This window comes from Microcystis sp. M144S2 (assembly GCF_020246065.1).
GTDB lineage: Bacteria > Cyanobacteriota > Cyanobacteriia > Cyanobacteriales > Microcystaceae > Microcystis > Microcystis ichthyoblabe_A.
The window spans coordinates 19055-44069 of record NZ_JADBTR010000126.1 but is presented as its reverse complement, the minus strand read 5'-3'; the positions used below and the strand labels follow the sequence as shown (position 1 = coordinate 44069).

Here is a 25015-nt window from a genome sequence, read left to right as displayed (position 1 = left end):
TAGGAAAGCATGGGGATGAAGGTATGATAGCGAGATATGTAAAAGAACAAGATAAAGAATACCTGCAGCTACACCAAAATCTACAATTGAGTCTATTTTGATTCTGATACCCCGTCCGCTTGCGGCGGGGTAGTTCATTTACCGCTTTTTTTTTCAAAAATTTGGATAGTATCTCAGCATATTTTAGTGAGTTAGCCATAGCAAAGTAACCTACTTTTCAGAATTTAAAAGTTAGTAGCTGATGATATCACCTGACATTAACTCCTGCCATTCAGAATCCTTGCTGATAGTGGTCAAGCATAGACTCAGCCTGCCCTTCAAGGATACGCCTGCACTCAATCAATGGTAACTTGAGAAAAGCCAGACGTTGCTCTAGGGATAAAGCTTGTTCTTCAGGGGTTAAATAAGACGGATTAACCTCTTTCACCAGTGGGAAAACCTTCAGTTTGTCAGAAAAATCCCATTCCTATCATATCTAGATTTTATAGGACATCCTCTCAAGCTAGGCGGACTGATTAAAGAAACAAAGGAAAATGGAAATTTTGCCGATCTAGGGCTGGCCTTTGCTATAAGTGAGCTATATAGCGCCTCCTTGGCTAGTGAGGAAATTCTCAAACGCTAAAGCTGAGAGCTTACCGCTATAACTAAGCACACGAATCACCCAGACTGAGAAAATATCATGCGTATCGCTCACGATGTCACCGAATTGGTTGGCCGCACTCCTTTAGTACAATTGAATCGGATTCCCCAAGCGGAGGGCTGTCTTGGCCGAATTGTGATGAAATTAGAAGGGATGAATCCCGCTGCTTCCGTCAAAGACCGCATTGGCACCCACATGATTAATAGCGCCGAAAAAGCGGGTTTAATCAATCCAGAAACCACGGTTTTAGTGGAACCCACCTCTGGCAATACGGGAATTGCCCTCGCGATGACTGCGGCAGCTAAGGGTTATCGCTTGATTTTAACTATGCCAGAAACGATGAGTTTAGAGCGCCGGGCGATGTTAAAAGCCTACGGTGCTACCCTAGAACTTACCCCCGGTTCCCAAGGCATGAAAGGGGCAATTTTACGCGCGCAGCAAATTGTCGATAGTATCCCCGGGGCTTATATGTTGCAACAATTTCGCAACCCTTCTAACCCAGAAATTCACCGTCTCACCACTGCTGAGGAAATTTGGCAAGATACGGAGGGACAGGTAGATTTTATTGTTGCGGGTGTGGGTACTGGAGGCACGATTACGGGAGTCGCTGAAGTGATTAAATCTCGTAAACCTAGTTTTCAAGTAGTCGCGGTGGAACCTTTCAATAGTCCGGTGATTTCTGGTGGTAATCCCGGTCCCCATAAAATTCAAGGTATCGGTGCGGGTTTTATTCCGGAAGTTTTACGCACAGATCTGATTGATGAGGTAATTACTGTCAGTGATGAGGAAGCTTTTCAATTTGGTCGTCGTCTGGCAAAAGAGGAAGGGTTGCTTTCGGGGATTTCTTCCGGTGCCAATCTTTGCGCTGCGATTCAACTGGCCCAACGACCGGAAAATGAGGGTAAATTAATTGTGGTGATTCAGCCTAGTTTCGGGGAACGTTATCTGAGTACGCTGATGTTCCAAAATATCGAGGAGCGCGAGTTAACTTTGGTGTAAAAAAATATCCTCCTCAGCCTCTAGCAGTCAGCTTTAGTTGAGGGCTGATTGCTAATAGCAGAGAGCTTTTTAATCATATTTCAAGAGGGATTTTTTCACCTGTAGGGGTATTTGTAAAGGTTGCGGTTTGATTGCTTCTTTGCTGGAAAAATTATCAAGTAAAGCCGATCGCACTTGCGTGTCGGTTTCTCGCGAGAGAAGATAGCGGAAGTATTCTTGGCATTGTTCTCGACGACTGGGGGAAAGTTCCATCTCACTTAAACGTCGGACGGCCATTAAGCGCATTAAGGGATCATTGACTGTTAATTTTTCTAACCAGCGATCGAAGTTTTTTGACTCATTTTGACCGCGATGGTCGAGAAAATGCCATCCTAGCAGGATTAAAGTCAAAACCGTGCCAAATCCTTGCAAAATTGAGGCCAGAGCCAACCAGCGATTTTCGGCATAGGTCCAAATTGCCACAGCGAGATAGGTGGCTAAACTGCCTAAACCGCCACAGACTACCGCTAAAGTTAACTTACCGCTATCGGCGCTGAAAAAAGCACGCCACCACAGCCACAGCGATGGCCAGTTTTGCCCCTGGAGATGGTAAACTCCGATCATCGCCCCCACCCCGGTTAAAGTGGCCAAAACTAGCTGCCAATTCCACGCCCAGAGGATCAAAAAACTAGCACAAGCTGCCGCCCATGTCAAGAATTGACGGGTTTTTTTTGACGCAAGAGTTCTCATGACTCGACGCTGCAGAGCGGGAGAAAAATAGGGAGGAAGGCGGAATACTGAAGACACGGGAAGTTTTTCACTGAGGGTTTGATGATCACTATAGCCTGTTCTTAGGCAGACAGATCATTTTTCTTGATAAAAATCCTCGTGGCAAAAGAGGGAAGTGTTAGGGTGAGCTAAAATTGCGATCGAGAATCGGCTAAAGTTCAGGTTGGCGGGCTTAGGTGTTAAGATGGTTTGCAATCAAACTCAACTTTTTTTATTAATAAATAGCTCAACAATATTCTGTAAACTTATATACATAAATCTAAAGAAATATGTTAATTTGCCGTCTTTGGGGCAGTAAATTCTGATAGACGATCTAGAGTAGTAAGTATAAGTACCGCACCTAATTTTACCTAGTCACGCCAGCTGTCTAACTCATCTATTTCACTTCCGAACAGAGTTAGAACTTCCTTTGTCTCGGTTGAGTCTTGCGGAAATTTTACCTTAAGGAAAATCTCGATAATTTTGAGTCATGATTCACTAGAATCCTCAAATATTTCATAAACTGGCGAGTTTTAAGAAACCTGGGAGGTTCATCGCTATGAAAAGCCGTCTTATTGTTTGTTGTGATGGAACTTGGCAAGATTTAGGACAAGGTTATCCTACCAATGTTGTCAAAATGGCACAAGCTATCACGCCACTTGATGATAGTAAGGGCAACCCCATCCGTCAAATCATCTACTATGACGAAGGGATTGGGACAAAACAATCTAATACCGAGGTGACTGATACTTTAATTAAAATTGCTGGAGGTGCTTTAGGCATTGGCATGGATCATAAGATTGAGGATGCCTATCGTTTTCTGTGCTTAAACTATCAACCTGAAGATGAAATTTATCTCTTTGGGTTTAGTCGGGGAGCTTACACTGTACGCTGTTTAGCTGGGTTAATTTATAATTGTGGTTTGTTGTATCGAGAATTTATCCGACAAATCCCCAAAGCCTACGAAATTTACCGAGACAAACAAGACCCAAATAACGCACCTAACGGTAAAAATGCCATTGATTTCCGTAATCAGTATGGACGACGAGTTCCTATTAAAGCCTTATGCTGTTGGGATACAGTTGCTTCTTTAGGTATCCCTGATATCGTTCATTCTCTGCACTTGGATCAAAAGTTCAACGAACGTTATCGCTTTTATGATTCGACCATCAATCCTACAATTGAAAAGGCGTTTCATGCAGTTGCCATTGATGAAATTCGTAAGGTCTTTGATGTAACGCTAATGCGTCCCCATTCTACCCACATCAGACAACAAAAAGAACAAGTGGTTCAAGTTTGGTTTCCGGGGGGTCATGGTTGTGTTGGTGGAGGTTCTCAGGAAGAATCTGGCCTATCCGATGGAGCTTTATTGTGGATGATGGAACAAGTCGAAGCCTTGGGTTTGGTCTTAGATCAAAGTTATATTCAACATGAAGTTCATCCCAATTCTAGTGCGCGTTTTGATAATACGTCAAAATGTCCATTTAATGTAGCGGGAACAGCACCTCGCCAATTTGAAGGGGATGTTAGCAATTTGCATGAAAGTGTTAAAAATCGCTGGACAGACCTGAATCTTAATCCTCCTTATAAACCCGCTATTCCCGAAATTCAAATGATCCTTGAGAAAGAGCTTGGTGCTTTGAGAAAGAAAGAAATAGTCTCTGTTTAGCACTTCTCTACCTCAAAAATGTTGCTTTCACTTTACTTACATAAACACTCATAATCTGACCTAATTAGGAGGATTTACCATGAAAGTATCACAGAACTGTATTGATCTGATCAAAAAGTGGGAAGGTTGCAAGCTTACCGCTTATAAATGTCCTGCTGGCGTTTGGACAATTGGGATTGGAACAACTTGTTATCCTGATGGACGACGTGTTCGGGAAGGGGATACTATTACCGATCAACAAGCAGAAGGTTTCCTTGTCCATGAATGTGAGGAAAAAGCAAAAGCTGTGGATAAATTGGTGAATGTTGATCTTCATCAAAATCAGTTTGATGCTTTAGTTTCCTTTGCTTATAACGTAGGCATCGGAGCTTTTAAAGAAAGTACCTTACTACGTCTGTTAAATCAGCCAAATTATAACGAAGCGGCTAATCAGTTTAAAGAATGGAATAAAGCAACCGTAAACGGACAAAGAGTGGTTCTTGAAGGGTTAGTTAATCGCCGTAAAGATGAAGAAGAACTATTTCGTAAAACAGATGGGTTTGGTGAACCTATTGATCTAGAACCCTCTCCCCAAAGTTCCGCTACTTGGCTTAAAGGATTCTTAGAAAATCAAAATACCGTTGTTGTGGCGTATAAGGCTGACCAAGTTGTCGAAATTATTACCCTAAAAAGTCCTCTTAAAGAAGATTTAATTGATGTATTGCGACAATATCCTAATGCTCAGAATTTCCATATCGCCGCACCAAATGAGCAAATTCCAGCAGGTAATCGAGTTGAATTTGAGGGGCGTACTCAAGCTATATCGAGGGTTGCCAATCCGCCTACTTTAGAGCGAGGATTACTGTTAAAAGGAATGACTGACAATGATGCAGGAATCTCTAGCAAAGATATTGCAGAAATGCAACAACGTTTGAAAGATTTAGGCTACTATAACGGAGAAATTGATGGGGATTTTGGCAGTGGTACTGATAATGCTGTCAGACGATTCCAAGCAGATGTTTTTGGTCAAAGTCAAGCGGATGGTAAAGTCGGAACGAAAACATGGGCTAAATTGTGGGGAGAAGATGGTGTAGTTTCTACAGGTCAAGGAGAAGCTCGAAAAACCTACCTGCGATTAACAAAAACTAACCGTAAAGATCGCTTTGGTTGTTATGTTTTGCTCCTAGAATATATCAAGAATGGTCAAGTCAAAGATAGTCTTGAGGTGTGTTCAGGACAACCTAATCGGCAATTTTTCCGCGCTGGTTCTCAGAGCGTTTCTGGCTCAATGGAACCGCTACCTGAAGGTCAATGGTATATCAATAATATTAATTGGGCAGATGGCAAAGATAAATATGGCCCTGTCGTTTTTAATAATGGCTTAGGACCTGTTAGCACACCGATTGGTTATAAAGGTCCTAATTCTACACGGCGCAGTGCGATCGAAATTCATATTGATTGGAATCGAGTAACATCTGCTGGAAATCCTAATTCTCCTGGTACGGCTGGTTGTATTGGAATATACAATATTGCAGATTACAAAAAATTTGTCAGTTGGTTACGGGAAAATGAGAATCCAGAACTGCGCGACTTGTATGTCAATTGGGGATTAGGAACTTGTCCTCAACCTCAATAATAGCTTACTCAAGGGTGATCATAATGATCTTTCATAGTGATCACCCCACTCTTTTCTGATTGGGTCATTAACTCATAAACCATGTACAAACTTTTACTGGCATCAGTCTTATTCTTGAGTGTAGTCATTAGCCCTCTTAAAGCCGAACAATGTGAACAGTTCGCTGTTACCGCTTCAGATGGTTATGTCAATGTGCGTTCTGTTCCTAGGGTTCAAAAAAATAATATTGTTGGTACATTACCAACTGGATTTTCTCTTTCTTTGACAATACAACGTCAAGGTTGGTGGCAAATTAATAGTCCTTTTCAGGGTTGGGTTGCGGGCAACCAAATCAGCAAAGTTTCTTGTGATACAGCCCATAATCTTTTATATAAAGTGGGATATCCTACCATGAATCATTTAAGTAAAAAGGCGATACAAGGTAATCGCATAGCCGCAGAAACCCTCATTAAAATGTCTGGCGCAATGGATGGGGCAAATGCAGAAATTTATGCCGAATCCATTACCAATTTTGCCAACCAAAACCCGAATTTTTTGCTCTCAATTTTAAAACAGCAATCTTCATTAAATCGTCAAATGTCATTACGATTAATTGATTTTGGACTCGGCATTAGTAACTCATCCGAGCGTCAAAAATTTGAAGCAATTATTATTCAATTGCCTTCTGACAACATGGTCAAACAGGATTGGCAGAATAGAAATAGATAATGATTTGCGTTTAATTGTATTTTCATGTTAAGTAGAGGTTGACACCATGAACAATAATCTTTCTTCTCAAGATAAAGAGATTTCTGAAATCAACAAAAATCGTTCAGAAACTACTTGGAATTGGGTTAATAGTCTTAACACAATAATACTTGTGATTATTGCAGTTTTTGGTGGGATTACAAATCATAAATTGGACATTCTGAAACAGGAACTTGAATTTGCAAAGTTCATGGAAAGTACGATTGACAATCTATCAAAAGATGAGAAACAAAGGGAAATTGCTTTGAGTGTTCTGTATTCATTATTTATTGTAGAAAAGCAAGACGAATTAAGCTCAAAAAAAGGATTTACAATACCATTTGTTTTAGAAAAAAAAGAAATTGAAATACCGCACAGAAAGTTTTGGATAGATATTTCTGACACAATTCTTCGGGTTAATTACAATAACTTATCATCCGCAAGTCCAGAATCTCTAGCCCCAAGTAAAGCCATTGATATTCTTTGTTTTCTCAAAGATGATCAATGCAAGGGTTGGCGAGATAAAACTTTTAAGTTGGCTGAACCGAATCCTGCTGAAATTCCTAAAAAAGGAGAAAAAATAGAATTGTCTCCAGAACAAGAAAATAAAAGGACATTTGTCAATGCTATCTTTAATGAATCAAAAGAAGGTCAAGGTAAAAAAGGGTTAGTTTTTATTCAATACAACAATCAAAGCAAGGAGAAAGATATTGATAAATTCAGAAAAACATTATCAAAAAAATGGAATGCTCCAGGGATAGAATTTATTGAGGAATATAAGTCTCCTTCTGGCAAATATGGAGATATTCGATATTTTCATACGGAAGAAAAAGCGTTAGCTAATGAGTTACAAGTAACTCTTAACCAAAAGTATTGTCCTGAAAAACCAGAGGGATGTTTTGTTAGCCATGATCTATCAGGAAATTATCCTAATCTCCCTAAAAAACAATTTGAAATTTGGATTGATGTCAACAAAATACCAGAGCCATTTCATTAAGCTAATTATTTAGTGTGATTTCAAATCTCACAGCCTTCATAAAAAAGGAGGAAAGGTAATGCAAAACACAAATCTCCCTGTAACCATAGACTCAAAACTAATCTGGAACGATACGGGAATTAATCTTGTCGCTGGACAAGAATATCATTTTCAAGCAACAGGTCAATGGACAGACTGGACAATTACCTCTAATGCTGATGGTTATGAAAGTCCTAATTTCTTGCTGAAACTATGTGAAGGACTACGACGAATGCCTAATTCACCTTGGTTTTCACTGATTGGTTCAATTGATAAAGATCAAGATAGTTTCTTCCTCATCGGCACAAATAAACAGTTTATAGCCCCAAAAACAGGACGGCTTTACTGCTTTGCTAACGATGTGATCATCGCCTATGGCAATAATCGAGATAGCATCCAACTCACTGTAACTTCCTTAACTTGACAAAGGGAAAATATCCTATTTGTTAACTGTCTGCTGTTGTTAAAGTAACCTGTCCAGAATCAGGCAAAAAAGGAGCAAAAATGATGACTACCCAAAAACTGAAAGCTCTAGTCAATACTGTTATCAAACAATCGCAGTGGCAATTGTGGCACCTGTATTGCCTGTCCTGTGGCTCAAGTGACTATGCTAAAATCGGTCAACTAGAAATGACGAGAAACGATTTTTTCAATAGTCGCCTGGGTATCCTGCAGCAGTTTCTCGCGACTATCTCTAGTATTAGTCAGACTAGGCACGAGATTACGAGCTTGTAAAGCCATGTGAAGTTGTAGTTGAGCCACATACTCACGGATATCTTCGCGGGTTTCCGATTGGTTAGGATGAAACATAGAGAAACTGGAAGGGTCTGTCTAGCTGATGGGGTCTTGTCGATAACTCCTATACAAGTTATCACAAGACCTTAGGTTCCCGTCAAGGATTTGCTCCAACTCTACACATTTCTCAACATAACTTATAACAGTCATCTCAAGGGCGAGGTATAAAGTTTTCGTTTTGGGGAGGCAGTCGCCAGTCGTCGATACCAAATTCTAGACAGTAATTCCCAATTCAAACGGTAGCACAGAATACAGAATCAGTCTTACTCTTGATGGCTGGTGATTCGGTAGTAGTGATGGAGGCTTAATCCTTTGCTTTGCTCTGCATTGTAGTCATGGATAAAATACCAAAGGACTCGCCAACGTGATTCTCCATTTTTTTAGAGGAAATGATCTGGTAGTAGTGCCGTAGCCCTCTTGCTTACCCGGTATCAAGTGTGTAAAATATTGATTAATAAAAATAATTGGAACCCGATCAGTCTTTAGACCTCTAGCTTGATCATCACTTTTCTGACAAATATCTTTTTCTGGCTCCTGTCCTGCTTACTCAAATAAGCTAAGACGCATTTAAACCGCTTATTATTACATTAGCCGAAGCTCCCCCAATCCCTTTACTGTTGCCTTTTGCCGTTCCACAGGCTCAACATTCGCTCGACTGAGTTCGCCGAACGTCCGAATTCTCACGGCCGAAGCCTGACTCGTCACCTAACGGAAGATTTTTGATTTTTGCAAGAGGTCTTATATACAGGCCTACTAAGCTGTTGACTATCTAAATTACTCGTTAAGATTGCAGGGAAGCGGCGAGCAGGGAGCAGGGAGAAGCAGTTCGAGCATTTGTACTAAAGTTTCCAATACGCAGTTTAAATTCAGTACAGCCGATTCCAGCAAATATGCTCCATTCATGTCTATTCAAAAATATTACAATAAACATGGATACATTAAGAAAAGTTAACGGGTGAATCCATTGATGGATAAGGGTTTTAGACTATTGTAGTATTTATGTATGGGTGAAGTCCAGTAATATAGCGTTTCTCATCAAGATGAAGTACGACGGGATTTGGCATCATCCCCAGACGACCAGCTAAGCCGCCACTTAACCTGACAGTATATATTAAGAAAAGCAACAAATACTTTATAGATAAACAAAAGTATGCAGCAAATTCTGGGATTAGAGACACAACCAAAAATTTGGCATTGGCGGGGATTCAAAATCACCTATCAAAGTGCGGGGGAGACAGGACCTGCGATCGTGCTTGTGCATGGATTTGGGGCATCTTGGGGACATTGGCGGAAAAATATCCCCGTTTTAGGCGAAAAATGTCGCTGTTTTGCCCTAGATTTAATTGGTTTTGGCGGTTCCGACAAACCCGAACCAAAAAACGAGATCGATTACACTTTCGAGACTTGGGGGGCGCAAATTGCCGATTTTTGTCGGGAAGTGGTGGGGGGTCCTGCTTTTTTGGCGGGTAATTCCATCGGTTGCGTCGCCATTATGCAGGCTGCCGTCGATTATCCCGATTTTGTCCTTGGGGTAGCGGCGATTAATTGTTCCCTCCGACTACTGCACGAAAGAAAACGGGGAAAATTACCCTGGTATCGTCGTTTAGGTGCGGATATTGCCCAAATAATTCTCAAAAATAAGGCAATTGGGGCTTTTTTCTTCCAACAGATCGCCAAACCCCAGACAGTGCGTAAAATTCTCCTCCAAGCTTATCGGCGCTCGGAAGCAGTAACGGAGGAATTAGTAGAAATAATCTTAAAACCCGCCCGAGATCCAGGAGCGATCGAGGTTTTCCTCGCTTTTACCGGTTATTCTGGCGGCCCACTCCCCGAAGACCTGCTGCCGATTCTCCCCTGTCGGGCGATTCTGCTTTGGGGTAGCGAAGATCCCTGGGAACCCTTGCCCTTGGGTCGGGAATTAGCAAGATTCCCGACCGTAAAACAGTTTATCCCCTTAGCTGGTTTAGGCCACTGTCCCCAGGATGAAGCCCCAGAAATAGTTAATCCGATTTTATTAGACTTCCTGCAAGCTCCTATCTAAGTCCCTCTAGTAACCAGGAGACCGAGCATCAATCGGTTGTTGGATGGTGAAGCCTCGGTTAGTAGTTTGAGGGGGAACTTGATTGGGGATGCCATTATTGTTGGGCGGCATTCCCTGATTGGGATAACCAGTGACGTTAGGTTGACTGCTGTAGACGGGGGCCTGATATACAGGAGGTTGATAATAGTTGGATTGGTTGCTAGAGCCAGGGATGGGGTTAGGGTTGGTATTATTCTGGGAGGGTAGGGGCTGAACATTTTGTTGATAAGGGGAATAATTCCCCTGGGGGGTGACTTGATTCGGGTTGCCCCCAGGGTTGAGATTAGGATAATTATTCAAGTTAGCAGTCCGCGAGCGATTTTCGATTTCCCTTTGTAAAGGATAATTGCTAGTGTTGCCAGTAATCGGTTGCACTTGAATCGGTTGCAGACCTTTACTAGCATTCGGTACTGGATTTGGCTTGACTGGCGGCATTAACGGGGCGAATAAGGGGGGTTTCTGGTTTTCATTGGGATTAGTATTTAAGGGATCAAAAGGCTGCGTCGAGGCCGCTCTCCTCGGGCGAGCGGTATTATTATTGGCAGGAATGGCCGGCAGTGGTACGGCAGTGGGGAGAGGAGCATCGGTAATCTGGTTGCTCCGGATTTCGCGTTCCTCCAAGGACATTCCAGGGGTATCGAATACCGAACCCAACCATGCAGGATTCTGTTGATATATCGAGAAAGCAATTAGAGCTAAGGAAAATATTCCTAGGGGCAGCCAAAATAAAGGTTGGGCAAAGGGTTTTAATCCTGCCAAGAAATAGCGCATGGAAGAAGAATCTTTATAGTCACTCATACCGCTTCACCCTCTATAGGTTTTCCTCCATGCTATCAAATCATTAAGCAGTGATCAGTGATCAGTGATCAGTTATCAGTTCACTGAGAAAACTCCCCACACCCTACACCCCACACCCCATCACCCCACACCCCACACCCCACACCAGACACTGTTCACCGAATAGGTACTAATGCTATTTGGGAACGATTGTCAAACAATTGTAAAACTTCGTTATATTTAAGGAACATTTGAGAGACTAAGGAGCAGCGGAGTTGTGGCTTTATACGCGGATTTGCATCGGCATTTAGGGGGATCGGTAGTACCGAGAATTCTCTGGCGCTACTTTCACAGACATGAGCGGGATTTAGCGGATAAATTTCCAGAATATCCCGCTTTTGAGGAATTTTACACCCGTGAACGCAATAGTTTAGATGAGTATTTGGAATTACACACCCTCGTCGAAAGTGTTCAAACCGCGCAAACTTTGCCCTATTTTATCTATCGTCTGATTCGCGGTGCTTACATCTTCGAGAATCTGGCCTATTTAGAATTGCGCTATACTCCCTACTATCGCACCGACGAATATTTGAACCAGACAGAGCGAATCGAGCAAATGCGATCAATTGTCGAGATCGTTGGTCAAGCCTCGAAAATGAGCGAATATCCGATTATTACCAGTCAAATTCTCTGTATGCACTCGCGACTTCCCTACGAAGTCAACAAAGCGATCGTCGATCTTGCCCTAGAGATGAGAGAATACGTCTGTGCGATCGATATTGCTGGGGGTGATTCCTACTACCAAACTCGACTAGAGGAATTTGCTGGTTTATACAGTTATGCCAGGGAAAACGGTTTAAATACCACCGGCCATCTTTACGAAACAAAGGACGGTTGTTATCCCCAATTACTGCCCTATCTGCAAAGAATTGGTCACGGTATTCAAATTCCCCTACAATATCCGGAACTGCTGCCAGAAGTTGCCCGTCGTCATCAATGTTTAGAAGTCTGTCCCACCACCTATTTAAAAACCGGCACCCTTGAAAGTTTATCGCAATTAAAGATAGTCTTCGATCGCTGTTTTGAAGCGGGGGTTGATATTGCTATCTGTACCGATAATGCCGGTTTACACAATGTCCGGCTGCCCTTCGAGTACGAAAATTTACTCACCCTAGACGTGATCGATTTTCGACAATTACAAGCTTGTCAAGATGCGGCTTTTCGTCATGCTTTTGCTTGGCCCTATAGTCAAAAACCCGCCTCACTTTTAACCGGTTTGTTATCAGTGGATAATCCCAAATTACCGGTTTATCAGTAACACAATTAACTATAGTTTGGGTTAAGCAACTTCTTTACCGCTCCCGAACTATAGCGTTTTTCCACTCTCCTGCATCGGGTTTCGGGAATTCTACTGAATCTTGATTAAACTTAACCCAAAGAGAGTATAAGTACAGAGAGAACCAAGACCGAACATCAGGGAACGAGCGATCGGGATATTAGTGATATAAAAAAGGGAAAATAAAAGCCGGAGGATCACAAAAGCGATCGCACAGTTAGCGGCCAGGGAGGAGGAGACTCCTGTAACGTAGGCCATGAGAGCGGCGGCACTATAGATCATAAAGGTTTCAAAACCATTTTGATGGGCCCAAGTTGCTCGTTTAGCGTAGTCTGGGAGTTGGTCGAACATGGCCCGGGGAGCGGAGGTATCGTAACCCACCTTAGCTCTAGCGTAGGCGACCAGCAGAAAAGGTAGATAGACAGAGATAGCGGCGGCCACTATCGAATAGAGAAGAATGGCACTGACGGAGAGATTCATCGCTGAATTTAGTCAAAATAAAATAGGGTAACTAGCTTGCGTTGATCTTCCGCTTCCGCGCAGGTTTGCAAAAGGGTCTGACTGTCGTGGAAAGCAAAACAGATTAACTGTTGACAACGATTGATAATCTCCCGATTACAGAGGCTGCTGGCTTCCCCTAGGGATAGATGGTCATTTTCGGGACATTCCACCAGATGGATAACCTGCTGGAGTTGCTCTTGGGATTCCAGGGGCTGGCGATCGAGACTTTGGGGTAAGATCACGGTTAACAGATTAGGATCTGCCCGCATTGCCCCCTTAATGACGGCGGAATTGGTTCCCGTCGCCCCGGAGGTCATAATCCGATTGCCCGCCAGCACGAGGGCATAGGCCATCATTTCGATCAATTGCTGGTGGGTGATGGGAACGTGACGGGAACCCAATAAAGCGACGCGCTTAGAACCGGTCTGCTGAATGGCGGCCAGTTCTTGAGCTAGAGTGTCTAGGGTGTTAGTGGTATCTACAGATTGACTCAAAGACTTTTACTGCAAATTCGGACTGATTAACCGTCCGTTATTGTAGCATCGAATTCTCATGATTGGAAATTTGGCCCAAAAAACCCCAGATGCTCATCGAGGTGTCCTTTCTGTGGCAGTCTCCTTGAGCCGTCAGAAATTGTTATTGGTGGGGAAGTGCCTCTAGATTCTGCGGTAAGATAGGTGCATAGACGATATTTACCCCAGAGCCATGACCACTTCTCCTGTTCCCCAAGGGGACGATTTTAGCGATCGCCCAATCCGTCCCGTACAGTATCGGGATTTGGAAGACATTGAAGCTTTAACCCTGGATGACTTCGATGAGGATATTGATCGTCGCGCCCAAAATTTCCGCACGCAGGTGCAACGGGTGCGGCCTTGGTTTGGGTTGTTTAAAATTCTCAGTTTTTTTCCCAATCCTCTGCAACACCGTTTTCATGTCTATGTGGCCGAGTCCATGGCGGATCGGGGAGAAGAAAGGAAAATTCGCGGGGCAATCCAAGTCACCCCTTTTAATAGTAGTCGCAGCACTTGGCGGGTGGAACAGGTGCGGGTGCATCCGGGGGAGTCTTTAGGCGAACCCAAGGGCATCGGGGCGCAATTACTGCGTTATTGTCTAGAAACGGTTTGGGAAGCCCGCACCTGGGTGTTAGAGGTTAATATCAATCAAAAGGACAGTTTGGCGCTTTTCCGGCAACACGGTTTTCAGCCTTTAGCAGAATTAACCTATTGGTCTTTACCGCCGCAATTATTACAGGAATTGAGCAAACAAGAGGCAGATTTACCGAATTTACTGCCTGTGAGCAATGCTGACGCTCAATTGCTCTATCAGTTAGATTGTGTGTCTATGCCGCCGCTACTGCGTCAGGTATTTGATCGCCATATCCAGGATTTTAAAATCAGTTTAGTTGATAGTTTGTTCGGTCGCTGTCAGAGTTGGTGCGGCGGTCCGCAAATTAGTCGCGGTTACGTTTTTGAACCGCAACGAAAAGCGGCGATCGGTTATTTTGAATTAATTCTATCTAATCGGGATGAGCGACCCCATCAAGCGAAATTAATTGTCCATCCCGCCTACACTTGGCTCTATCCTAAGTTATTAATCCAGATGGCCCAGATCACTCGCAAGTATCCCCCTCGCTCGCTAGAGTTGATATCTGCCGATTATCAGCACGAAAGACGGGAATATCTGGAACAATTGGGAGCGATCCGCAGTTCCCACACCCTGATGATGTCGCGCTCGGTATGGCACAAAATTCGCGAAACTAAGCCGGAAAATTCCGCCTTAGCAGAAATGCTCCAGGGTTTACAATCGGTGCCACGAACTCCCATCCCTAGTCGGATGTCTTGGTTAAAATGGCCCAATAATCCCCCCCTAGACTCCCTCGACAGTCCGGGAGAACTTCCCCCCGCTAAACCCCCCTCAGAACCCCCGGATCAGGGGCATCCAGTGTAATGGAAAGGGTCGCCGCCCTGGGCTTAGATATCGGCAAAAAACGGGTAGGAGTGGCAGGATGTGACGGTACAGGTTTAATCGCCACTGGTTTGACTACGATTATCCGTTCTTCCTTTGTTGCCGATGTAGCACAGTTTGAGGCAATTGTCAAGGAAAGAAATATTAAGATTTTGGTGGCGGGACTGCCCTATACCATGGCCGGAGAGTTAGGATTTCAGGCCAAACAGGTACAAAAATACGCCCAAAAACTAGAGATCGCCTTGGATTTACCCCTCGAATACATTGATGAGCGTTGCACGTCTCTAGAGGCGGAAGAATTCTTAAAAGCCAAAAAACAGTTTTCCTCTTGGGATAAGGGAGCGATCGATCGGGAAGCGGCGGCGATTATTTTGCAACAGTGGCTCGATCGCCGACGGCGAGTTAATAGTGTTGTTTTGGGGGATAGGGAAATCGTCGAACCAAAAAACGGCAAGGGAACTGGTAGCCAAAGCCTCGAATAACTTCCGATCCAAGGTCAACAAGGGTGCGTCTAGCCGCTTGGCAAGGGCGACATAAGAGCCATCGTAGGCGGTCAGATTATAGGCGATGCCGAGATTCACAGCTTCTCTCATGAGAGGGACAGTAGAAAAAACCCACAGGGGATAACCTTCTAGAAAGGTCAAGGCCTCTTGAACTTGGCTTGCAGTCAATTGTCCTGCCCGCAAATATTTCCAGAGAATGTTTGCCATTTCAATGTAAAACAGATCAGGAACCAAAAATTCCGTTTCTGGTTCGACGAGAAGGGCAAATAATTCGATCGTTTTTTCAGAAAGGGGATCGCGAATAAACTGTTTAATGGCAACGCTGGCATCGACAACGCATCTAAAAGCATTTGTCATCGCCCGTCTCGCTCTTGGCGAATCAATACCGTACTGTCTAGCCATTTCACATCATCGGGTAATTCCCGATAGCGTTGTTTGACTGCCTCGATCAAAGCGGGAATCGACTGGCAGCGGCGATCGGGAGTTTGAGAGTTTTCTGGCGATGCGGACAAGTTCGGACTAGCTTCTGATTCTGGCGACGACAAGAGACGTGTGGCTAGAAATTCGGTAAAATCTAAGACCTCTCTCTGTTTGTCTGGCGGCAAATCACGCCATCTCGATAGCAATAACTGTTCGCTGTTCATGAAAAGAATCCACTAAGAAACTCGGTCATCTGACCGTAGCAACGGAAGACTTTACTCAATTCTAGCAAGCAAAAAATCAACTCATTGATTGAACGAACAAAACTGATAAGCGATAACTGATAACTGAATTTAGATAGACACTTCGCTTAATTCACGAGTGAGATGATCAAAGGGTTCAGCGATCAAAGAGGTGTCGGCAATACCCGCATCACCAGCCATGGCTTGAATCATTTCGCTCATGATTTGGATACCGCGCACCGTCGGACCGATGGGAACACCGAGGGAATTATAGGTTTCCCGCAGTCCTTGCAGTACCCGCTCATCTAGAACATTAGTATCGGCAGCTACTAGGGCATAACTGGCATAGCGGAGATAGTAATCCATATCCCGCAGACAGGCAGAATAACGACGGGTGGTGTAGGCATTACCCCCGGCGCGGATCAATTCGGGAACTTCTTCAAATAGACGAATCGCCGCCCCACGCACGAGCGCCGCCGAATTAGCGTTAATGAGGGCGGCGGCAGCTAGACGGGCAGTTCCCGAGGCAAAATATTGTTTAAGATTATCGATCGCATCTCGATCGAGATAACGTCCGGTGACATCGTATTTTCTAATCAGGCTAGTTACCGCGTCTCGCATTATTAAGTTTCTCCCAACAGCAATAAAGACATTTTTGAGTTTCGCTTTATTTATAATCTCACAGGGTTGAACTTCGGGGGACATCCCTAGTCTAACTCTCTTGCTTGTCTAACAATTTGTTGTTTTTTTGAGACATTTCTTTACATTTAAGGCATTGGCTGGACCGCCTCTGGGTGGCGGAATTATCCCTGATTAGTCGAGGTGGTGGACGAGGCAATCAAAATGACGAGATTATCCCGATGAATGATGGTTTCTGCGGCCATATAACCTAATAAACTGGCAATACGCTCGGAATGTTGACCTTTAACTCGATCGATCTCCTCACTACTATAATTAACAATTCCCCGGGCCACTTCCCGGCCTTCTTGATCGCACAATTGCACCGATTCCGAGGCGCTAAATTCCCCCTCCACTTTGGTGATCCCGGCCGCGAGGAGAGATTTTCCCCCCTGACAAATGGCTTGAACCGCCCCAGTATCGAGATAGATTTTACCCATGGGCATTAGTCCGTAGGCGATCCAGCGTTTGCGGGCGTTATCACTGCGTTTTTGTGCCTCAAAACGGGTTCCGATCGCCTCTCCTGCCATAATTTTTAAGATATTGCCGGGCTGCCGTCCCCTAGTAATCGCCATTTCTACCCCGGCACTGGTGGCAATCCGGGCCGCTGCCAATTTAGTCGCCATACCCCCGGTCCCCCACTGACTGCCACTACTACCGGCATCGATCGATAGTTGCGCTAATTCCGCGGGACTAACTCGGGCAATGGCCGCCGCTTCGGGAAATAGCCGCGGATCGGCACTGTAGAGGCGATCCACATCGGTGAGGATAAATAACCAGTCAGCCTCGATTAAACTGGCGACAAGGGCTGATAAAGTGTCATTATCGCCGAATTTTAACTCATCGATCGCCACCGTATCATTTTCGTTGACAATGGCAATTACCCCTAATTCAAACAAAGCCTGAAAGGTATTATAGGCGTTGACATAACAGGTGCGTTCCATCAATTCGGGACGGGTCAGCAAAATTTGGGCGATCGGTTGACCAAGACTGGTAAAGAGGTCATCATAGATCCGCATCAGACGACCTTGACCGACGGCGGCGATCGCTTGTTTGAGGGCGATTTTTTTCGGTCTTTCCTGTATTCCCAGACGACGGCAGCCCACCCCCACGGCCCCGGAAGATACTAATACCACCCGATGACCGGCGGCACGCAACCGGGTGAGGACTTCCACTAAAGCGGCGATCGTGGATAGGGATAATTGGCCGGTTTCATTATCGGTCAAACTAGAAGTACCGATTTTGATCACTATGGTTTGGTTCATCGTCAAAAGGTGTGGGGTGTGGGGTGTGGGGAGAAACAATTCATAACTTGAGAGTTAATCACACTATTAAAAACGGATTTGGTATTAGATTTATTCAGCCAGCCCTAGATAGCCAAAGCTTTGATGGCAACTTTAATTAAAGTATAAAAACGGGGTTCAGTCACGTTGACTTCTCTCGCTTGTTGCCGATTTTTGCCTAATAAACCAATGCGCTGGCCTTTCTGCACGACTAAAATATCGCCCTGTTCATTTTTGATGCGAATCTCGTTTACATCACCCCAAAAACTACATTGATAGATTTTATCGGCGTGCATAAAAATTGCTTTTTTAACATTATCATTTTCTTGGGGTAATCGCACTCCCACTAATTCAATTTCTATGGTTGTATTACCATTCCAAGTATTTTCTTTGAGTTTATAGGCAATATCTAAACGCGTTGGTAAAGGACAATATTCGCCCCAACGCCATGCTAGGGCTTTAATTCTGGTATCATCCCTTTGAGCCAGCAATAATTTTAAATGATTTTTTCCGATAGTTTTCTGTTCCACTACTCGCACGTTAGGAGTCCAAAAAACGGGTAATTCATTCCCAATTCCCCAGGGTTGCAAACTATCAATTTGTTGAAAAAGTTGCAGGTTTATTTGTTTAAAGTCTAGGATAGTGTCAACTTTGATTAAAGGTTTTAATTGTTCTATTTGTAAAATTTTGTGAGAAAATTGACTTAATCTTTGTTTAAATGCTAGTAAATTAGCTGTGGGTAAACTAAAACCCCCCGCCATTTTATGACCGCCAAATTTTCCTAGTAAATCTTGGCAAAATTGCAGGGCTTCAAAAACGTGAAATTCTTCAATTCCTCTGGCAGATCCGCGAATTTTCCCTAGCTCTTCTTCCTCGTAAGTACCGATAAAAACTGGCACTCCGTAGCGTTCCACTAAACGGGAGGCCACAATACCAATTACCCCATGATGCCAATCTTTTTCGACTAAGACTAAAACCCGATCTTTTTGCCAAAGAATCGGCGTTTCCTCTACTAATTTAATCGCTTCTTCTTCAATTTTTTCGCATAATTCTTGACGGGTACGATTAATTTGTTCGCACTGCATCGCTCTTTCTAAGGCAATTCCTGCGTCATCGGTGGTTAATAATTCAATAACTATCTGGGGATCGCCAATTCTGCCAATGGCATTAATTCTCGGTCCCAATTTAAAGCCAATATCATCCGGTTGTAATTGCTTTTGTTCCTCGCTAATTCCCGCTATTTGCATCAGGGATTGAATCCCGACTAATTGGGATTTGGGTAATTTTCTTAAACCCCGTTTTAACCAGCGACGATTTACCCCAATTAATGGAGCTAAATCTGCTATAGTGCCTAGGGTAAATAATGCTAATAATGACTCGGTTAATCCCTGTAATTTACCCATTTTTTGGGCAGTTGTCACCGCTAAAATATAGGCGACTCCCACCCCCGCTAATCCCTGATAGGGAGAGTTCGGGGTTAATAATTTTGGGTTGAGAATAGCGGAGGCATTTGGTAAAATTGGCGGCAGATCGTGATGATCGGTGATAATAACTTTTAATCCTAATTCTATCGCTAGGGCGATCGGTTCGTGAGCGGAAATACCATTATCAACGGTGAGAATCAATCCGACTCCCGACTCGGCAAATTCTTCGACAATGCGCTGATTAATTCCGTATCCCTCTTTCATGCGACTGGGTATGGCATGATTTACCCTAGCACCGAGATGTCTCAAGGCTCTTAACAGTAAAGATGTACTGGTCATGCCATCGGCATCGTAGTCCCCACAGATGGCAATTTTATCGCCCCTAGCGATCGCTTTTACTAATAAATTGACACTTTTTTCTAAGTCGGGAAATTCTCCCAGGGGAGAGGGTAAGGTATCCACTTCAGGATCTATATAAGTTTTAGCTAATTCGGGGGTATCAATACCGCGATTAATTAAGATAGTTGCTAATAAGGATGATAATCCCGTTTCCCGCACTAACCCCTCGATTTTTTCGGAATTAGTTGCGGCAATATACCAGCGTTGGATGGGATATTTGTAGGGCATTTTTTGTTAAGTAAAAAGGTAAGGTGCGTTACGCTGTGCTAACGCACCAAAAACAGGGTTAAAAGCGGATTTGGATGGCCCCAGCAGGAGGTTGAAAGGGGAGATTATTATTATTAATTCTCAGGGGAGAAGTAGGTATTACCTGCACATTTGGGGTGGTGGGTTGACTTTCGTTTGTACTCAGTAAAGTCAATTGATTAATACTAGGATTAATCGCAAATTGTTGGGTGATAACTCCCGACGGACAACAGGAAGGATCCCGGGGTAGAAATCTTCTCATATTGACGGTGATCATACCATCTTTAGTGCTAAGATTATCGACAATTACTCGATCGGCTAACAGGACAGTATCGGTGTTAGTGGCAGTACCGTTATTATCAATCACTAGGGCTAAATAATGTAATTGCTGTTGATTTCTAGTAATCACTCTTAATACGACAATACCATCAGTCCTTTGATCATTATTATAGTCCCCCATCAAAGCTTCTCGACTGACTTGCACTCCTAAAATCTGTCCCTCATTGGATTGAAAAATACCATCGCTGACAACTACGGAACCCCGATTGGGAATGTTATAGACGGTGTTTCTTAAATTATCGATGCTCAGGGGTGCAGATTGGGCAAGTAAGGGCAGAGAATTGTTTAATAATAAACTGATACCCAGGAGGATAGATTGAGGCAAAACTGCTAATTTAATCATGGTTGTAATGGATTGGGTATATTTTCTTGAGTATCGAATAACTGCACGTTATTAATGGTACAAACCATCCCCTGTTGTGCTGCTAATTTATCTCGCCATTGGCTTAATTGTTGTTGACCATTACTACCATTTAACCAGTAAACTGTCAAGAGGCCGAGGGTTTGTTCTGGTTCACAGGAAAAGCCGAGAGTTTTATCGGGTATGTCGGTATTTCCCTCACGACATTGCCAACCTTGTTTTTCAATTAATTCTTTCCAACTTTTCTCTTCTTTGGCAGCCACGGCAATGCGTTGATCTCCTTGGTTACAAACCCAATTTTTCTGCTGGGTGGGATCATTGGGTAGATCACCAAGATTGGGGGAATTTTGCTTAATTGGGAGAAGCGAGGGGACTTGAGCATGAACGGAAAAAATCGGTAGTATTAAGAAAGTACCGATGAGCATTTTTAACAGTTTCATCCTTTAAAATTGCCATATTTAGGGATTTATGCCTTTAGAATATCACGTTTTTGAGGTATGGATAAAATACTCTCTTAAGATATGTTTAAATCTTTAATTATGGTTTCGATCGCATCAAAGGAAAATTCTCTGGCTAACTGTTGTAAACCTTGGGCAAGGGTAGCATAATCGGGGGGAATTTCTGCGGTTAGGGCGATAATTTTTTCATCATCACATTCTCGCGCCGCTTGTTGCAATTGTCTAATCCAGTCGGGACTGATTAATTTTAATAGGGATTGCAGGGAATCGAGGAAAACTGGCGAATAATTGGGCTGATTTGGCTCATTATCGGCATAAATATATTTTAATCCTAAATATTCGCCCATTTTTTGCCAGATAACTTCCTCTCGGAAAGGTTTACGCACGAAATCATCACAACCGGCGGCAATAACCAGAGCGCGATCCTCTTCAAAAGCGCTGGCAGTTAGGGCAATTATCACCGTTTTTCCGCGATTATCAGCCTCTAACTGCCGAATTTCTCTAGTTGCTTCGTAACCGTCCTTCACTGGCATTCTCATGTCCATCCAGATAAGATGAGGTTGCCATGCTTGCCAAATTGCGATCGCTTCTTGACCATTAGCGGCCTCTTGCACGGACAATCCTAGGCTAGTCAGGAGTTTCAGCAACAGTAAACGGCTTTCCGGTCGATCATCGACGACTAATATGCGATATTTAGGCTGATTTTCCGCTAAAGCGATGACTTTTGCCCTATTGGGTTCGGTTTTAATCTCATTTTCCCCCACTAAACCCACCTGAATATCAAAACTAAAAATACTTCCTTGACCCAGAATACTACTAACTCCGATCGCACCCCCCATCAACTCAACAAATTTTTTACTGATGGGTAAACCCAATCCCGTCCCCTGTTGGGATTTTCGTCCCGTTTCCGTTTGGTTAAAGGGTTGAAATAGCTTATAAATCTCCTCTGGGGCGATTCCTGCGCCTGTATCTTCAATTTCCCAGAGCAATCGCTGATAATCTCCTCTTTTCTCCCCTACTTTTCCCCGGAGAGTTACCCCTCCCGACTCGGTAAACTTCAATCCGTTACCCAAGAGATTGATTAACACCTGTCGCAATTTACTTTCATCAGTACATATATATTGAGGAAGAGCGGAGCTGCGCTCAAAAATTAAGCTCAAAGCTTTTGCCTGCGCTTGTGGACGTAGCATTTCGGCAATATTATCTAAAAGAGCGTATAAATCGAAATTACTGGGATTAAAAACCGTTCTTCCCGCTTCTATCTTCGACATTTCTAGAATATCGTTGATTAACTCTAGTAAATGTTCCCCGCTACGATTGACAATTTCCAAATATTGGCGATATTCACTGCTGATGCTGCTATCCCGGGATATTAAGCGAGTAAAACCCAAGATAGCATTAAGAGGAGTGCGTAATTCGTGGCTCATGTTAGCTAGAAACTCACTTTTAGCTTTATTTGCTTTAACTGCCGCTTCTTTAGCCTCTTTTAACTCTTTTTCCGCTTCATATCTACTTTGTGCGATCGCAATTAATTCTCCCAGCAACCGCACAAAGGTGACATCTTCCCCTGTCCATTGCTTTTCTGCACTTGCATCCAATCCCAGATAACCCACCGTTACCCCATAACTATCCCACATGGGAACGATTAAGAGACAGGGAGTAGGACTATGAGCGAGAATAGTTCTTTCAGGGATAGCAGTAGCGGGTAAATCGTCTAAAGAGTTCAGTTTAACTGGAATACCGTTTAATAATTGTTCAGAAAACCAGGGAAAGGTTTCCGTCGAGAGATTTTGTGATTCTTCCCGAATCGGGATAACCTGCGGATAGTCGGGGTGACAGTATTCATAAACCATACTCCACTGCTGACGACAGGTGGAATATTGAATAATGTAACAGCGCGCACTCTGGGTAAATTGACAGAGCAGTTCTAGGGTATGATCGATCGCCAAGTGGATATCTTGAGAAATTAGTAATCTTGTCACCCTCGAGAGCAAATTATCGCGATAGGCCTGCATTTCTAGGGCTTTTTCCCGTTTTTTAGACTCTAGTTCCTCAAAATCACTCATAATCAGTTATCAGTTATCAGTTATCAGTTAAAAGGGTTTGGGTGTTGGGGTTGTAGGTTTGTAGGGTTTTAGGGTATTAGTTGAATTTCCCCATCACCCCACTTCCCCATCACCCCGTCTCCCGTCTCCCGTCTCCCTAATCAAAAAACAGTAAACTTTTCCCCTATTATGTTCTATAGGAATTTTACCAAATCGATATGCTCAAATTATTAGCTTCTCTCCTTCTCTCCTGCTGTATAGCCTTGGGTGTTTCCCTGTCACCAGCTGCTGCCATGGGAGTCTATGACCTCCCCATTTTAAGCCCCGGAGCGCCCGCTTATGTGGTCGATCCTGTTTCGGCCATTAGTGCCGCTAACGAGGGAAAATTAAATAAAGACCTGAAAAATCTCGCCGAAAAAACCGGCCAAGAAGTGAGAATGGTGGTAGTCCGGCGCTTGGATTACGGTCAAAAAATTGACAATTTAGCCGATGATATCCTGAGAGAATGGTATCCTAATCCCGAAGATCGTGGCAATCAAACTATCGTCGTTCTTGATACTTTAACCAATAAAACTGCTATGCGGGTTGGGGAGGAAGCAAAACCCCTATTAACCGATGCTATTGCCGATAGTATCCTCTCGGAAACTATGGCAGTTCCCCTCAAAGATGGGGGAAAATATAATCAAGCTTTACTCGATGCTAGTCGTCGTCTAACGGCGGTACTTTCTGGAGAAGCGGATCCCGGACCGCCGGAAGTAGCGACAATTAATATCGAAAGTACCTTTACTACCGCAGAAGAAACTGACGATAAAAATGCCACGATTTGGGTGATAGTTTTACTGGTTTTAGCCACAGTAATCCCCATGGTCACCTATTTTTGGTACGCTGGTTTTGGTCGATAAATTAAATTAATGATCTGGGACTGATACAGCTAAAATATTCTCAGAGATAGCTCAATTCTCAGCCTGTATGAGCAAGATGAGGTAACTTCTTGAGTAGATTTTAGTTGTGTCAGTTTACCCCATTTGCTTAACCTTAATAACTAATGTCTAGACTGCTAAATAAATTACAATCCTATTATCGAGAGGAGGAAGGAACTTACTTAATTGAAATTAAACTTAATCAGTTACAGCAAGTCTTTAATTCTCTGGATCCTTCGCCATTCTTAGATAGAGATTTAGACGATAACGCCGAAAATTATATTATTAACTCTGTGGATGAATTTCCCCTAAATACTCCCCTTAAATTAGTCTTTTATCTCCCCAGTACAGAACAAAACACCGCCCGACATCTGTTACCCTCAGCGTTACATAATTATTTTGACTATCGCCAACAGGTAGAACAAAGAAAATTACGCATGATTTGGCGACAGGGACGCATATCTTTGCTAATTGGTCTCTCCTTTCTTTTTGTTTGTTTGAGTCTCAGCGAATTAATTAGTCGTTTTGGCACCGATACATTTATTCACTTCTTAGAAGAAGGATTATTAATTAGTGGTTGGGTGGCCCTCTGGCGACCTTTAGAAATTTTTCTTTACGAATGGTGGCCTGTCAGTTATCAACAAAAGATTTTTGCTAAACTAGCCTACATCCCCATTGAAATCCGTCTCTTAGAGGAACCATCCACCCCGGACTCTTTTCGATAGAGCTAATCCTCCCGATGGCTTGTCTTCAAAGTTACAAAGCTTTTAGTTGAGGGGGTTTATAATAAAAGTAACTCTGTACAAAGCTTATCGGTTTTCAGCTTGGCTAT

The 25015-nt window shown here is 43.4% G+C and carries 24 protein-coding genes and 2 pseudogenes; 13 read left to right on the top strand and 13 right to left on the bottom strand.

What is annotated here, in order from left to right:
• Positions 1 to 101: pseudogene (locus tag IM462_RS21280) on the top strand (IS200/IS605 family transposase); the annotation flags it as partial.
• Between the two features lie 578 nt (positions 102 to 679).
• A complete protein-coding gene (gene cysK / locus IM462_RS15040) occupies positions 680 to 1639 on the top strand; it encodes a cysteine synthase A (RefSeq protein WP_002741039.1) in 960 nt (319 codons plus the stop codon).
• 69 nt (positions 1640 to 1708) lie between these two features.
• Here the strand turns inward: cysK and IM462_RS15035 are convergent, their stop codons facing one another.
• Entirely contained in the window at positions 1709 to 2425 is a 717-nt protein-coding gene (locus IM462_RS15035; RefSeq protein ID WP_287699971.1) for a hypothetical protein, read from the bottom strand.
• A gap of 520 nt (positions 2426 to 2945) precedes the next feature.
• On the opposite strand from IM462_RS15035, the gene IM462_RS15030 reads away from it, so the two are divergent.
• The 5 genes from IM462_RS15030 to IM462_RS15010 all read left to right on the top strand — a co-directional run bounded on the left by IM462_RS15030 (position 2946) and on the right by IM462_RS15010 (position 7835).
• Positions 2946 to 4055 (top strand): T6SS phospholipase effector Tle1-like catalytic domain-containing protein, encoded by a 1110-nt coding sequence (locus IM462_RS15030; protein ID WP_287699970.1) that lies wholly within the window; start codon positions 2946 to 2948, stop codon positions 4053 to 4055.
• A gap of 79 nt (positions 4056 to 4134) precedes the next feature.
• On the top strand, positions 4135 to 5670 hold the full coding sequence (locus IM462_RS15025; RefSeq protein WP_287699969.1) for a glycoside hydrolase family protein: 1536 nt from the start codon (positions 4135 to 4137) through the stop codon (positions 5668 to 5670).
• Positions 5671 to 5751: 81 nt separating this feature from the next.
• Positions 5752 to 6378 (top strand): SH3 domain-containing protein, encoded by a 627-nt coding sequence (locus IM462_RS15020; RefSeq protein WP_287699968.1) that lies wholly within the window; start codon positions 5752 to 5754, stop codon positions 6376 to 6378.
• Between the two features lie 46 nt (positions 6379 to 6424).
• A complete protein-coding gene (locus IM462_RS15015; RefSeq protein WP_287699967.1) occupies positions 6425 to 7393 on the top strand; it encodes a hypothetical protein in 969 nt (322 codons plus the stop codon).
• A 58-nt stretch (positions 7394 to 7451) separates the two neighbouring features.
• Positions 7452 to 7835, top strand: coding sequence for a hypothetical protein (locus IM462_RS15010; protein WP_002774964.1), 384 nt, complete (start codon positions 7452 to 7454; stop codon positions 7833 to 7835).
• 200 nt (positions 7836 to 8035) lie between these two features.
• On the opposite strand, the gene IM462_RS15005 is transcribed toward IM462_RS15010, so the two are convergent.
• On the bottom strand, positions 8036 to 8221 hold the full coding sequence (locus tag IM462_RS15005) for a hypothetical protein (RefSeq protein WP_002731861.1): 186 nt from the start codon (positions 8219 to 8221) through the stop codon (positions 8036 to 8038).
• 1135 nt (positions 8222 to 9356) lie between these two features.
• Between IM462_RS15005 and IM462_RS15000 the strand changes: the two genes are divergently transcribed.
• Complete coding sequence (locus IM462_RS15000) at positions 9357 to 10247, top strand: alpha/beta fold hydrolase (RefSeq protein ID WP_287699966.1); 891 nt, start codon at positions 9357 to 9359, stop codon at positions 10245 to 10247.
• Between the two features lie 6 nt (positions 10248 to 10253).
• Here IM462_RS15000 and IM462_RS14995 read toward each other — a convergent pair whose 3' ends face one another.
• Positions 10254 to 11084 (bottom strand): hypothetical protein, encoded by an 831-nt coding sequence (locus IM462_RS14995; RefSeq protein ID WP_287699965.1) that lies wholly within the window; start codon positions 11082 to 11084, stop codon positions 10254 to 10256.
• A gap of 256 nt (positions 11085 to 11340) precedes the next feature.
• Here IM462_RS14995 and IM462_RS14990 point away from each other — a divergent pair, with 256 nt between their 5' ends.
• A complete protein-coding gene (locus IM462_RS14990) occupies positions 11341 to 12381 on the top strand; it encodes an adenosine deaminase (protein ID WP_287699964.1) in 1041 nt (346 codons plus the stop codon).
• 90 nt (positions 12382 to 12471) lie between these two features.
• Here IM462_RS14990 and IM462_RS14985 read toward each other — a convergent pair whose 3' ends face one another.
• Together IM462_RS14985 and IM462_RS14980 are read right to left on the bottom strand one after the other, a co-directional pair.
• Entirely contained in the window at positions 12472 to 12879 is a 408-nt protein-coding gene (locus IM462_RS14985) for an MAPEG family protein (RefSeq protein WP_287699963.1), read from the bottom strand.
• A gap of 8 nt (positions 12880 to 12887) precedes the next feature.
• Positions 12888 to 13394 carry a hypothetical protein gene (locus IM462_RS14980; RefSeq protein ID WP_002741066.1) on the bottom strand — a complete coding sequence of 169 codons (507 nt, stop codon included), beginning with the start codon at positions 13392 to 13394 and terminating at the stop codon, positions 12888 to 12890.
• Positions 13395 to 13605: 211 nt separating this feature from the next.
• Between IM462_RS14980 and IM462_RS14975 the strand changes: the two genes are divergently transcribed.
• The gene (locus tag IM462_RS14975; RefSeq protein ID WP_287699962.1) at positions 13606 to 14847 is read left to right on the top strand and encodes a GNAT family N-acetyltransferase; all 1242 of its coding nucleotides are present in this window, start codon (positions 13606 to 13608) and stop codon (positions 14845 to 14847) included.
• Positions 14847 to 15347: a Holliday junction resolvase RuvX gene (gene ruvX, locus IM462_RS14970; protein ID WP_287699961.1), complete on the top strand. Its 501-nt coding sequence runs from the start codon at positions 14847 to 14849 to the stop codon at positions 15345 to 15347. Before IM462_RS14975 ends, ruvX begins: the two co-directional genes overlap by 1 nt.
• 39 nt (positions 15348 to 15386) lie before the next feature.
• Here ruvX and IM462_RS21070 read toward each other — a convergent pair.
• The 8 genes and pseudogenes from IM462_RS21070 to IM462_RS14935 all read right to left on the bottom strand — a co-directional run.
• Positions 15387 to 15725 (bottom strand): annotated as a pseudogene (locus tag IM462_RS21070) (type II toxin-antitoxin system VapC family toxin); the annotation flags it as partial.
• Positions 15722 to 16012 carry a hypothetical protein gene (locus IM462_RS14965; protein ID WP_024968627.1) on the bottom strand — a complete coding sequence of 97 codons (291 nt, stop codon included), beginning with the start codon at positions 16010 to 16012 and terminating at the stop codon, positions 15722 to 15724. The pseudogene IM462_RS21070 and the gene IM462_RS14965, both read right to left, overlap by 4 nt.
• 129 nt (positions 16013 to 16141) lie before the next feature.
• The gene (gene apcB, locus IM462_RS14960) at positions 16142 to 16651 is read right to left on the bottom strand and encodes an allophycocyanin subunit beta (RefSeq protein WP_502845512.1); all 510 of its coding nucleotides are present in this window, start codon (positions 16649 to 16651) and stop codon (positions 16142 to 16144) included.
• Positions 16652 to 16833: 182 nt separating this feature from the next.
• On the bottom strand, positions 16834 to 17973 hold the full coding sequence (gene proB, locus IM462_RS14955) for a glutamate 5-kinase (RefSeq protein ID WP_287699959.1): 1140 nt from the start codon (positions 17971 to 17973) through the stop codon (positions 16834 to 16836).
• Positions 17974 to 18077: 104 nt separating this feature from the next.
• Positions 18078 to 20042, bottom strand: a complete 1965-nt coding sequence (recJ, locus tag IM462_RS14950; protein WP_287699958.1) for a single-stranded-DNA-specific exonuclease RecJ — start codon at positions 20040 to 20042, stop codon at positions 18078 to 18080.
• Positions 20043 to 20100: 58 nt separating this feature from the next.
• Complete coding sequence (locus tag IM462_RS14945; protein WP_287699957.1) at positions 20101 to 20742, bottom strand: LppP/LprE family lipoprotein; 642 nt, start codon at positions 20740 to 20742, stop codon at positions 20101 to 20103.
• Positions 20739 to 21200 (bottom strand): hypothetical protein, encoded by a 462-nt coding sequence (locus IM462_RS14940; protein WP_287699956.1) that lies wholly within the window; start codon positions 21198 to 21200, stop codon positions 20739 to 20741. The genes IM462_RS14945 and IM462_RS14940 overlap by 4 nt, the downstream gene beginning before the upstream one ends.
• A 74-nt stretch (positions 21201 to 21274) precedes the next feature.
• Positions 21275 to 23284 (bottom strand): response regulator, encoded by a 2010-nt coding sequence (locus IM462_RS14935; RefSeq protein WP_287699955.1) that lies wholly within the window; start codon positions 23282 to 23284, stop codon positions 21275 to 21277.
• Positions 23285 to 23481: 197 nt separating this feature from the next.
• Here IM462_RS14935 and psb32 point away from each other — a divergent pair, with 197 nt between their 5' ends.
• Positions 23482 to 24165 (top strand): photosystem II repair protein Psb32, encoded by a 684-nt coding sequence (gene psb32 / locus IM462_RS14930; RefSeq protein WP_287699954.1) that lies wholly within the window; start codon positions 23482 to 23484, stop codon positions 24163 to 24165.
• A 143-nt stretch (positions 24166 to 24308) separates the two neighbouring features.
• A complete protein-coding gene (locus IM462_RS14925; RefSeq protein ID WP_287699953.1) occupies positions 24309 to 24908 on the top strand; it encodes a hypothetical protein in 600 nt (199 codons plus the stop codon).
• The last annotated feature ends 107 nt before the right edge of the window (positions 24909 to 25015 follow it).